Source organism: Halobacillus sp., assembly GCF_049282395.1.
In the GTDB taxonomy this organism is placed as follows: Bacteria; Bacillota; Bacilli; order Bacillales; family Halobacillaceae; genus Halobacillus.
On record NZ_JBAPTY010000347.1, the window covers coordinates 1 to 11,414 of the forward strand.

Consider the following 11,414-nt stretch of genomic DNA (forward strand, 5'->3'; position numbering starts at 1 on the left):
AGTGAAACGAGCGAGGAAGCTCACCGTTCCCCCATAGGAAAGCGAGTTATTTCCCCACCATCCCTATACCTATTAAGTAACGGACCCCGATTTATCTCGAAACTGAGTCTTCCACAATCCGGCCCTAATGCGTAATAAGGCTCTTATGAAAAATCAACATTAAACTTTAACAAAAAAATATATCGATTGTATGAAACCGTTAACATGATAAAATGAACGGTAGATGAACGTTTACCGGGAGCGTGAAAAAAATGCTTGAAGTGTTGGAAAATAATCGGGATGGAATATTAGAGACAATTTTCGGCAATGTAAATCACTGTATCGTAGTAGTGGATGAACAGGGAATGGTATCCTATTTAAATGAGAGTTATGGCAAATTTCTGGAAGTGGACATAGAAAGCGTGATCGGAAAACATGTAACTGAGGTAATTGAAAACAGTCGTATGCACATTGTGGTAGAAACAGGAGAAGAAGAAATGGCGGATATGCAATTTATTCGCGGCAACTATATGATTGCCCATCGTATTCCGCTTCGTGCTGATGGAAAAATAGTGGGCGCTCTTGGCATGGTTCTGTTCCGAGATACTGAAGACTGGAAGAAGCTGAACAGTCATATTAGAGATCTTTTTCTTGAACTGGAATCGTACCGCAGCCAGATGAAGAAGCTCAATGGAGTCGATTATTCACTTCACGATATGGTTACCAGTTCACCCGAAATGGATGAACTGAAAAATAAGATTAAAAAAGTAGCACCAGGGGACGTATCGGTTTTACTTCGGGGCGAGAGCGGAACAGGAAAGGAATTAATTGCACACAGCATCCATCATTTAAGCGACCGCCATAGGGAACCTTTCGTTAAAGTGAATTGTGCAGCTATTCCTGACCATCTAATTGAATCAGAATTATTTGGATATCAGGATGGCGCTTTTACAGGTGCTAAAAAAGGTGGAAAGGCCGGAAAGTTTAAGCTTGCTAATGGAGGGACTCTTTTTCTTGATGAAATTGGCGATATGCCGCTCCAGGCTCAGGTTAAAATTCTTCGAGCGCTGCAGGAAGGCGAAATTGAATCCCTGGGATCCACCACTCCGGAAAAAATCGATGTCCGTATTATTGCAGCCACCCATCAGCCGCTAGAAGAAATGATTGCCGAGCAGCGGTTCCGCGAGGATTTATTTTATAGAATTAATGTGGTCCCTATTTATATTCCTCCGCTTCGAGATCGTCAGGATGATATTCGCTTGCTTGCTAAATTTCTTCTCGAAAAAATAACGAAGCGGACGGGAAAGAGAGTGATTGATTTTGAACCTGAAGTGTACGAGAGTTTCCAACAGTACGAGTGGCCAGGAAACGTTCGTGAACTTGAGAATGTGATTGAAGCTGCGGTGTATTTGACGAATGAAGAATCGATCGACATTCAGGAGTTACCTGAACGCCTGAAAATGAATCATTCACAATTTGATGATAATAAAAGTTTGAAAGAAATTATGGAAGCCACAGAAAAGCAGACGATTGAAAGAACACTAAAACAGGTGTATGGAGACAAGGAAAAAGCAGCGGCTCTGCTCCACATTGGAAAGTCGAGTCTCTATGAAAAAGTAAAAAAATATGAATTGTAAACCATTCCAGATTTCTGGAAAGCCATTCCGGAATCCTGGAATGGTTCTTTTTTTTATGTGATGAAAGGGTTTACATGAATCGTTAGTAAACGTATCTCCTGTATGAATTCCAATTACTTGGAATGGTGTCTGGTTTTTTACGATGGTAAAAGGCGATTTTATGAACATTTTCGACACGTCTTAAAGTTGGCATGATCCTTGCATGTATTTAAAGAGAAGGGAGCTGAAAGATATGAAAAAAATATATTCATCATTTGAAGAAGCTGTAGATCAAATTAAGGATCATTCGACTATCATGGTTGGAGGATTTGGGTTAGTAGGCATACCGGAGAATTTAATAATGGCCTTAGTAGAGAAGAATGTTAAACATTTAACCGTCATTTCGAATAATTGCGGAGTAGATGATTGGGGGCTCGGTTTACTCCTGAAAAATAAACAAATTGATAAAATGATCGGTTCGTATGTAGGAGAAAATAAAGAATTTGAACGTCAGGTTCTAGAAGGAGAATTAGAAGTAGAGCTTACACCTCAAGGGACTCTGGCAGAGAGAATTCGTGCAGGAGGGGCTGGTATTCCAGCATTCTATACCCCGGCAGGAGTGGGGACGCCGATTGCGGAAGGAAAGGAAGTACGTACGTTTCAAGGGAAAGAGTATATGCTGGTGACCGGTCTGACCGCTGATTTTACATTAGTGCGCGCAGCGAAAGGAGACCGTTTCGGAAACTTAGTCTATAACAAAACGGCCCGTAATTTTAATCCAGAAATGGCAACAGCAGGTGAAATTACAATTGCTGAGGTTGAAGAACTAGTAGAGACTGGGGATCTGGATGCCGAACACATTCATACTCCGGGAATTTACGTTCAGGGATTAATACAAGGACAGCAGGAAAAACGAATTGAACGTCTGACATTACGTCAAGAAGCCTAAAAGTTAAAAGGAGGAGTTATTTTGGATAAAGCAGCAGTAAGAGAACGAATCGCCCGACGAGCTGAACAGGAAATTGAAAGCGGTTACTATGTGAATTTGGGGATCGGTATGCCTACGATGGTCGCGAATTATATTCAGCCGGAAAAAGAGGTTGTACTTCATTCTGAAAACGGACTGGTCGGCATAGGCCGCTCACCTTATGAAGATGAAGTCGATCCTGATCTGATCAATGCCGGAAAGGAAACGGTCACCGCTTCGAAAGGGGCGTCCTATTGCAGCAGTGCTGAGTCATTTGCCATGATTCGCGGTGAACATCTGGATTTAGCCATTCTCGGTGGAATGGAAGTTTCGGAAGATGGAAGCTTAGCGAACTGGATGATACCAGGAAAGATGATTAAAGGCATGGGAGGGGCTATGGATATTGTCCACGGAGCCAGAAAAGTGGTCATTATTATGGATCATGTGAACAAATATGGCGAGCCGAAGATATTAAAGCAGTGTAAGCTTCCTCTGACCGGTAAAGGCATTGTGAACCGTATTATAACTGATCGCGCCGTAATCGATGTAACGGATGATGGCCTGACCTTAGTGGAGGTAGCCGAAGGGTGGACCGTGGATGACGTAGTGACATCGACAGAACCATCCTTGAAGATCAGTGAGCGTTTATCATCAGCTGCATTTTAAATTTTCTTAAAGGAGATTATTCAATATGGTAAAAGACAAAGTTGTATTTATTACAGGCGCCGCAAGCGGTATTGGTTATGAAATTGGAATGGAATTCGCTAAAAATGGAGCAAAAGTCGTACTGAGTGACATTAATGAACAGAAGGTAATGAAAGCAGCGGCTGAAGTTAGCGAAGCAGGATATGAGGCCATCGGGTTGACGTGCGATGTGACGAAAGAAACGGAGCTGCAAGAAGCAATTGATAAAACTGTGGAGCAATACGGACGATTAGATGTGCTGATCAACAATGCAGGATTACAGCATGTTGCCTCTATAGAAGAATTTCCAACCGAAAAGTTTGAGTTTATTACGAAAGTGATGCTGGTTGCTCCGTTTATGGCAACCAAGCATGTATTCCCGATTATGAAAAAACAAGGGTTCGGGCGGATCATCAATATGGCTTCCATCAATGGACTGATCGGATTCGCTGGGAAATCAGCTTACAATAGTTCCAAACATGGTGTGATAGGACTGACAAAAGTAACGGCGCTTGAAGGAGCGGAACATGGAATTACGGTCAATGCGGTCTGTCCAGGTTACGTAGATACGCCGCTTGTTCGCAATCAGCTGCAAGATTTAGCAACTAATCGAGGGGTGTCCCTGGAAAAGGTACTGGAAGAAGTGATTTACCCGCTCGTCCCGCAGAAACGTTTGCTTTCGGTTCAGGAAGTATCTGATTACACATTGTTTTTGGCTAGTGACAAATCACAAGGAGTAACCGGCCAGGCTGTGGTTATTGATGGAGGTTACACCGCTCAATAATGAAATGGAAGGTGTGAAAAATATGGAGAATGTTTATATTTTAGAAGGTGCTAGAACTCCATTTGGAAGCTTTGGAGGAGTTTTGAAAGATGTCGATCCGACAGATTTGGGAGTCACTGTCAGTAAAGAGGCTATCAAACGAAGCGGAATCACCCCGGAAGATATTGACTTCACCGTAATGGGAAATGTCATTCATTCAGCTAACAATGCGCCTTACTTAGTAAGACATATGGCATTAAAAACAGGTATTCCTATTCAAAGTCCGGCTTTCGCCGTAAATCGTCTATGTGGGTCAGGTATGCAATCGGTCATTTCAGCAGTCCAGTCTATCCTTTTAGGTGAAGGATCAGCAGCGCTTGCGGGTGGCACGGAAAGTATGAGCTTAGCTCCACATGCGCTGCGAGGCAGCCGCTTTGGGACGAAACTTGGAGCACCTAAAGTAGATGACATGTTGTGGGCAGCTTTAACCGATGAGTATATCGGAGGAGGCATGGGAGTGACCGCTGAGAATCTTGCGGAGAAACACAACATATCCCGGGAACAGCAGGATGAATACGCAGCGGAGAGTCACAAACGTGCAGCAGAGGCCCGCAACAGCGGTAGATTTTCCGATGAGATTGTACCCGTAGAAGTTAAGTCCAAAAAATCCACCGAACTGGTCGATACGGATGAACATATTCGGGAGGATACAAATCTGGAAGTTCTAGCCAAATTGAAACCGGCTTTTAGAAAAAATGGAACTGTTACCGGTGGAAATGCAAGCGGGATCAATGATGGAGCTGGAGCGGTTGTAGTGGCTGGAGAAAAGTTTGTAGAAGAGAATAATCTTAAACCCGCAGCGAGGATTGTTTCCTGGAGTGTTGCAGGAGTTGAGCCGGATTATATGGGGATTGGCCCGGTACCAGCTATTAAACAGGCTCTGAAAAAGGCGGGGCTAACTCTCGAAGATATGGCACTGGTTGAAGTCAATGAAGCATTTGCAGCCCAGTACCTTTCCGTGGAGAAGGAACTAGGATTGGACCGCAGTCGAGTAAACGTAAACGGAGGAGCCATTGCGCTTGGACACCCGATAGGGGCCAGCGGCACGAGGGTGCTATACAGTTTAATTAAAGAATTACAGTTAAGAAATGAAAAATATGGTGTAGCCTCCTTATGTATCGGCGGTGGCCAGGGCATCGCCATGGTGGTTGAGACTCAATAAAATACTGATATCAGGGAGGGGTGAATCTTTATGTTAGGAATTTTTCTAGGTCTCGTTGTATTGATGGTACTTGCCTACGTAGGGTGGTCTATTATCTGGGTTGCTCCAATCGCAGCTGGAATTGTGGCCCTCACGGGGGGACTGGATTTACTGGAAGCTTATACAGATACCTATATGGGTGGGTTTGTTAATTTTGCCAAAGCGTGGTTTCCCGTGTTCATGCTTGGAGCTATATTTGGTAAATTGATGGAAGACACAGGAATGGCTCGTTCTGTTGCAGTTGCCTTAACTAAAGTAATTGGAACGAAGCGTGCCATCCTCGGAGTGCTGGCTTCGGCAGCCGTTTTAACCTATGGAGGAGTCAGCTTATTCGTTGTCGTCTTTGCTGTGTATCCTCTCGCTTTGTCTTTATTCCGTGAGGCAAACATCAGTAGAAAATTAATTCCGGCTACTGTAGCTCTTGGTGCGTTCACTTTTACCATGACAGCTATTCCGGGAAGTCCGCAAATACAAAACCTGATCCCAATGGATTATTTTAATACAGATCCTATGGCGGCTCCGGTAATGGGGATTATAGCGGCCATTATTATGGCTGCAGGCGGATATTTCTATCTGAGGTGGCAGGAGAAGAAATTGACGGACAAAGGTGACGTATTTACTGAACCAAAAGATAAAAAAATAGTGGATGTAGATGAACAGCATAATCCTAATTTTTTATTATCGTTATTACCTTTACTTACGGTTTTGGTTACATTGAACGTTTTTAAATGGGATGTTGTAACCGCTCTCATTGCAGGGATTGTATTAATCATGCTTCTGAATATAACGAAATTTAAAGGGTTTGTTACCTCTATTAATGCAGGAGCAAGCGGTTCTGTTATTGCCATCATTAATACGAGTGCGGCTGTTGGATTCGGGACAGTCGTAAGAGAAGTGCCTGGATTTGAACGATTAACTCAAATCCTTATGGGCGTAAAAGGAAATCCGCTGATTTCTGAAGCCGTTGCTGTAAACGTTCTTGCCGGGGCAACTGGTTCAGCTTCGGGAGGCATGGGGATTGCTCTTGAAGCACTTGGATCGAAGTACTATGAAATTGCTATGGATACAGGCATTAGTCCGGAAGCTTTTCACCGGATTGCTTCGTTATCATCAGGCGGACTCGATGCACTGCCGCATAATGGAGCCGTCCTCACGTTGTTTGCTATTACGGGCATGACACATAAAGACAGTTATAAAGATATTTTTGTTGTGGCCGTGCTCATACCGATTATTTCGGTAGCGGTGGTCATTCTTCTGGCTTCTATAGGGATTTTGTGAAAAAATGCATAAAAAACGGAGTACTAAGCTCCGTGTGTCAGGCTGCCGAAAAAAGTTCGGCAGCTTTTTAATGATTCATTGGAAATGATTACTTAATGTCTCAGGTTACTTGCTCTACGGGATGAAAGACATGCATCATCCATTTACCAATATCTTCAAATCCAAGTCGTTTATAAATACTTCCAGCCTCAGGATTATCATAGAAGAGGCACAGCATTTTTCCTTCTGCTAATAACTCGCGGCAGAGCTTAGTCATACATAAACTCGCGTATCCTTGTTTCTTATGATCAGGATGAGTGCAGACTCCGACTACCATGGCGGACATGGAATTCTCGGCCGTCGTGGAAGCGCAAGAGAGAATGTTGTGGCCATTTTTAATAAAATAAGTGCGTGCAGAACCGTTTTGAAGACCTCTCTTCATACTGTCCTCCCGGCTGTTGTCCATCTCAAATTCAGGAATGAGACTGTGAAGCCCAGTGATTAAGGGAATATCTTCTACTTTGGCACGTTGAACATTTTCTGTAACTGTCTTTTCATCCAAATAAGCTGTTGTCTCACACTTGGCATAATATAATGTTCTTGTTTTTGGTGCTGGATGGTGAATGTGAGAAAGGATCTGGCTGGTAATAGCCTGTAGCCCGGAAAGCTGCATAAAGTCAGGGTCTTCATTGATGATTTCTGCAAATGCGCGGGCATCGAATTCTCCTTCTGCATAGCAGATGTAGTTATTATGGTATTTTAATAAAATGGCGATTAATTGTTGATTATCATCAAATTCTCCCCATAATTTCTGGAAATCCTGTTCATATCCAAAATTCTCAATATCTCCAATAATAAATAAGTTTTCCGCAGGTCTTTTCGCTAATAATTGCTGACAGGCCTGGTCATCAGCTTCATATAATCTTCGTACCAATTCGAATTCCCTCCTTTATATAAATTGTTATTTATTGTACCAAAAGTTTCTAAAAAAACAATATTTTTAATATGGCAGCAGCTTGTAAGGATCTTAAAAAAATTCTACAGCCGCTGTAATTTTTTCTGATTGGGTCAAACTAAAGAGTACAGGAGGGATTAGCTTTGAAACAGGTTTGGATAATTATTATGGCAGTTATGTTTATCGTCAGTGGTTCAAACATAGGAGAAGCGAAAAGTCACTATAAAATTAAACATAAAGATCAAATTACGCATGATTGGGAAATACACGTGGATTATCCTTTATTTGATCAACTGGAGGATAAGGATTTACAGCAGGAGGTCAATACAAAAATTGTCCAAAAACTTGAAAGTACCTTTCGTGATGTAAAAAGGGGAGCGAGCGACTTGATGGGTATGCCTGTTCTTTACTATGAAGAAACAGGGGTTTACAGAGAGAAGGACCTGTACTCGGTCGTCATGACCTCTCATATTTCGCGTGGAGAACAATACAACTCCACCGTTACATCGGTAAATTTTGAAAATAAGGATCATGGAAAAGTGGTTCCGCTAAATAAACTGGTCGACATGGAGGAGTTAAACCAGCGCGTTCAGAAAGCCATTGCTCAGGAACCTGACACCTACAACAAAGAGAAATTCACCAAGGTAAGAGATAATACAGCTTTTTACGTCGCAGATGATCAGTTGTTTTTGATATTTAATAAATATGAAATAGCGGCAGGCGTGCATGGTACACCTGAGATTCAAATTCCTTTAAATGGGATGCAGCTGGAACATGCGGATGAAACAAACGCTCCATTTCCGTCCTTTACGTTAAAATATCCACAAACTATTCAAGCGGAGAACAGCTAGCCAATAGACTTATCCACTTTATCAACATAGGTGTGGATGATTTTTATCCACAGGATTATACAGGAAATGAAAAAGCATAAGCGCTGCTTATGCTTCTAACATTTCCTCATTTTGTTCTTGTTCTCCGTAGTAGTGGAACATATATTGTTCTTTTGTAATGACAAATAAGTCATAGATATCTTCTTTTCGGTTCACCCAGGAATGGATGTCAGGGTAGGACTCGTTTCCTAAAGTTACATAAGGAATTTTAAGAGCAGCTTTCATGGATCTTACGTTGGTTCTTCTAATCTTCATGAAAATAGCTTCAATGCCCAGCTGGAAGAACACTTCTTCAAAGAAGGCTTCTTTAGCTATCTGGTTGTAACCTTTTCCAAAATAGGGCTGGCCAAGCCATGTAGCAAGAAAGCCCATTTGGGACTCAATATCAAAAAGGTTGATGGTTCCGATCGGCTGTCCCCATTCATCAAGGATGGTCCGTGAAATTAATTCACCCCGATCTTCTGCTTCTATGGTTTGCTTTGTCAAAAAGTAAAACTCGTCACTCGACGAAGCTTTATGACGGACATAAGGGAAAACTTCTGGGTGGCTCATCAATTCAAAAAGGACCGGGGCGTCATGTAAATCACGTTTTTTTAGCATAAAAAATCCCTCCTTGATTAAAGGAGGGTGATCTAAACCGCGCAGGAAAATAACGCTGAATAGTAGGCTCAGACCACCCTCGAATTTTTATCAATTGCTCACAAAAATTCGGGGTGGGAATCGAACCCACTAGAACCAGGATATCCCCTGGTGGCGCACCATTTGCCTTCCCTAGCTAATACAGCATCATTCTAGATTTATAATAATCGATTTTCTCAAAAAAGTGAATAAAAATTTTGTAAATTTCTTATTAATTTTTTGAGTGAATTATGTTCTATTTATGAATTGGAAAGAACGGTATAAACCGCCAGTCGCTCCGTGTATTCCTGCGCTTCATCATCGTAAGGACCCGTGCAGGTAATCAAGTTCAAAGCCTTCTTATTTGTAGGGCCGAACAATTCACGAATCGGAGAATTGTCCAATGGATGAGCCACGACTTTTTGAACGGTATACGTCAGTTTTTCTCCGTCTTTTCCTTCTACATAGATCGAATCTCCCTGTTTAAGGTCTTTTAAATCGTAAAAGACAGCAGGACCGTTCCGCCCATCTACGTGCCCAGCTATAACAGAATTTCCGGTAGCTCCTGGTTTCGTGCCGGGCTCGAACCAGCCTACTTCTGTCACACTGTTAGGGACAGCCATTCCGCCTTGCTCGGTGTATCCCTGTGGTCCAACGGGAGCATCCACATCGATGGAAGGAATAGTTAACCGCACAGGAACAATTCCTTCTGCTCCGTCCGTCGGAGCCATCACTGCCGGCTCATAATTTTTTTCAATTGGAGCCGATTCCAAAGCATCTTCTGATTGGGTACTAGTTTTCTTATCGATGGTTTCCGCTTGAGTTGTAGTTGGTTCAGGTGAATTAGAAAGAACCCTGGTTTCCTCAGAGGGTTCATCTTTAAGCAGTTGAAAGCTTACGACAAATACGAGGAAACCCAGGGTTATAGGATATACAAATCTTCTCATAATTAGGCTTCAGATCGTTTGCGGAAAACGATGAATCCAGCACCCATAGCCAGTACTCCGAATGCAGCAGCAAGCATCATAGCATTAGAACCAGAATCAGCTGTTCCGCCAAATCCTGTTTCTGGCATTTCAGAAGGCATAGCAGCGGAATCTTGAAGGAGTAAAACTTCAGGACTGTCGGTTGTACCAACCGCAAAAGCACTATACACTTTACCAGCTTCTACTGTTGTTCCAGATAGATCAATCAGTTGGGTTCCATCTGTTGTACGCACTTCAAGGTCGTATGTTCCAGGCTCTAACTCTTTATAATCGGTTACCATTGGGAATTCAGCACCAGCAAATAGGGCTTCGCCACCAATCGGGCCAACGTCAACGGCTGGAGCTCCAGGAATGAAGTGGCCTACACGAACTTTAGCCATTCCTTCTGTTGCTTCCATAGAATCTTCAATTGCTTTCAACTGGAGGTTTTCTAAGTTATCAATCGCAGCAGCAGTATAAGCTTTACCAGCTTCTACTGTAACATCTGCAGAAATAACAGCGTCCTGTTCACCTTTAGTACCAGCTGCATAAATTTCTACCGTATGTTCTCCCGCAGGAAGTTCCATGTAATCCGTCGCAGCTTTAAATTCAGCGCCTTCCACAACAGCGTTTCCATCTACGTAGACGTCAACAGCAGGGGCATCAGGGGAAGCATGAAGGACACGAACCATAGACATATCTCCATGATTATCGGCGAATACGGCAGGTGCAAATACTCCCAAAACTAAGACGAAAGCAGCTAAAGAGGATAGTAGTTTTTTCATTTTTCCACTCCTTAAGATTTTTTTATATAAAATTGCCGATAAGAGGCAATTTATATCGAAGGGGGTGTGACGAACCTTAGCAAACCTTATACAATTGTTATACATACATCATATACGCCATTTTGCTAATTTTCAAACTAATTGATGTTCTCAATGTGTTTTACTGAAAAGTTTCTATTAAATCTCCATGTTAATTATTAAATATAAGCTCCCGTTTGTGTAAGACTCAGTTTCGAGATAAATTGGGGCCGTTACTATATGGGGAAGAGGCTGGTGGGGAAATAACTCGCTTTCCTATGGGGGAACGGTGAGCTTCCTCGCTCGTTACACTCCCTGCGGGATCTCACCTAGTTCCTTCTCCCATGGGAGTCTCTCCATTTCCCCACCAGCCCTACTATAATGTTGTGAACGGACCCTTCTAAAAAAGAAAGATCCTGCTGCTTAATATGGATTAAATGCTTTTATGACAGGCTTTGCGGGTCTTCACACCCTGGGAATAGGTAGAAACCATATGGTCTAATGCCTCAACACGGAGGTAATGTATAAAGTGATTTCGAGCTTCTGATTGGGCAAGGTCCGGAGGGGGATAATGAAGACTCCTGCGGGATGAACATGATCGGTGAGACCCCGGAGAGCTTTAGCTCGAGGAGGCTCAGCACATGCCCGCGGAAAGC

The 11,414-nt window shown here is 42.7% G+C and carries 11 protein-coding genes; 7 read left to right on the forward strand and 4 right to left on the reverse strand.

Going from position 1 to position 11,414, the window contains the following annotated elements; genetic code table 11:
• The first annotated feature begins 251 nt into the window (after positions 1 to 251).
• The 6 genes from WAM07_RS14690 (at position 252) to WAM07_RS14715 (ending at position 6,548) form a co-directional block, all read left to right on the forward strand.
• Complete coding sequence (locus WAM07_RS14690; protein WP_422168028.1) at positions 252 to 1,616, forward strand: sigma-54 interaction domain-containing protein; 1,365 nt, start codon at positions 252 to 254, stop codon at positions 1,614 to 1,616.
• Between the two features lie 232 nt (positions 1,617 to 1,848).
• Positions 1,849 to 2,544 (forward strand): CoA transferase subunit A, encoded by a 696-nt coding sequence (locus WAM07_RS14695; RefSeq protein WP_014642294.1) that lies wholly within the window; start codon positions 1,849 to 1,851, stop codon positions 2,542 to 2,544.
• Between the two features lie 21 nt (positions 2,545 to 2,565).
• Positions 2,566 to 3,228, forward strand: a complete 663-nt coding sequence (locus WAM07_RS14700) for a 3-oxoacid CoA-transferase subunit B (RefSeq protein ID WP_422168030.1) — start codon at positions 2,566 to 2,568, stop codon at positions 3,226 to 3,228.
• Positions 3,229 to 3,253: 25 nt separating this feature from the next.
• Complete coding sequence (locus WAM07_RS14705) at positions 3,254 to 4,030, forward strand: 3-hydroxybutyrate dehydrogenase (protein ID WP_422168032.1); 777 nt, start codon at positions 3,254 to 3,256, stop codon at positions 4,028 to 4,030.
• A gap of 22 nt (positions 4,031 to 4,052) precedes the next feature.
• Complete coding sequence (locus WAM07_RS14710; RefSeq protein WP_422168034.1) at positions 4,053 to 5,231, forward strand: thiolase family protein; 1,179 nt, start codon at positions 4,053 to 4,055, stop codon at positions 5,229 to 5,231.
• Positions 5,232 to 5,261: 30 nt separating this feature from the next.
• Positions 5,262 to 6,548 carry a GntP family permease gene (locus WAM07_RS14715; RefSeq protein ID WP_422168036.1) on the forward strand — a complete coding sequence of 429 codons (1,287 nt, stop codon included), beginning with the start codon at positions 5,262 to 5,264 and terminating at the stop codon, positions 6,546 to 6,548.
• Positions 6,549 to 6,648: 100 nt separating this feature from the next.
• On the opposite strand, the gene WAM07_RS14720 is transcribed toward WAM07_RS14715, so the two are convergent.
• Entirely contained in the window at positions 6,649 to 7,461 is an 813-nt protein-coding gene (locus WAM07_RS14720) for a GNAT family N-acetyltransferase (RefSeq protein WP_422168038.1), read from the reverse strand.
• 164 nt (positions 7,462 to 7,625) lie between these two features.
• Here WAM07_RS14720 and WAM07_RS14725 point away from each other — a divergent pair, with 164 nt between their 5' ends.
• The gene (locus WAM07_RS14725; RefSeq protein ID WP_422168040.1) at positions 7,626 to 8,333 is read left to right on the forward strand and encodes an RsiV family protein; all 708 of its coding nucleotides are present in this window, start codon (positions 7,626 to 7,628) and stop codon (positions 8,331 to 8,333) included.
• Between the two features lie 87 nt (positions 8,334 to 8,420).
• Here WAM07_RS14725 and WAM07_RS14730 read toward each other — a convergent pair whose 3' ends face one another.
• The 3 genes from WAM07_RS14730 to WAM07_RS14740 form a co-directional block, all read right to left on the reverse strand.
• The gene (locus WAM07_RS14730) at positions 8,421 to 8,972 is read right to left on the reverse strand and encodes a GNAT family N-acetyltransferase (RefSeq protein ID WP_422168042.1); all 552 of its coding nucleotides are present in this window, start codon (positions 8,970 to 8,972) and stop codon (positions 8,421 to 8,423) included.
• Positions 8,973 to 9,250: 278 nt separating this feature from the next.
• Positions 9,251 to 9,937, reverse strand: a complete 687-nt coding sequence (locus WAM07_RS14735) for a class F sortase (protein ID WP_422168044.1) — start codon at positions 9,935 to 9,937, stop codon at positions 9,251 to 9,253.
• A gap of 2 nt (positions 9,938 to 9,939) precedes the next feature.
• A complete protein-coding gene (locus tag WAM07_RS14740; protein ID WP_422168045.1) occupies positions 9,940 to 10,740 on the reverse strand; it encodes a DUF4397 domain-containing protein in 801 nt (266 codons plus the stop codon).
• Positions 10,741 to 11,414: the final 674 nt, after the last annotated feature.

Coding starts and splice junctions, on each gene's coding strand:
- WAM07_RS14730 (WP_422168042.1), bottom strand. CDS start 8,972: ATGCTAAAAAAACGTGATTTACATGACGCCCCGGTCCTTTTTGAATTG.
- WAM07_RS14740 (WP_422168045.1), bottom strand. CDS start 10,740: ATGAAAAAACTACTATCCTCTTTAGCTGCTTTCGTCTTAGTTTTGGGA.
- WAM07_RS14715 (WP_422168036.1), top strand. CDS start 5,262: ATGTTAGGAATTTTTCTAGGTCTCGTTGTATTGATGGTACTTGCCTAC.
- WAM07_RS14690 (WP_422168028.1), top strand. CDS start 252: ATGCTTGAAGTGTTGGAAAATAATCGGGATGGAATATTAGAGACAATT.
- WAM07_RS14695 (WP_014642294.1), top strand. CDS start 1,849: ATGAAAAAAATATATTCATCATTTGAAGAAGCTGTAGATCAAATTAAG.
- WAM07_RS14705 (WP_422168032.1), top strand. CDS start 3,254: ATGGTAAAAGACAAAGTTGTATTTATTACAGGCGCCGCAAGCGGTATT.
- WAM07_RS14735 (WP_422168044.1), bottom strand. CDS start 9,937: ATGAGAAGATTTGTATATCCTATAACCCTGGGTTTCCTCGTATTTGTC.
- WAM07_RS14710 (WP_422168034.1), top strand. CDS start 4,053: ATGGAGAATGTTTATATTTTAGAAGGTGCTAGAACTCCATTTGGAAGC.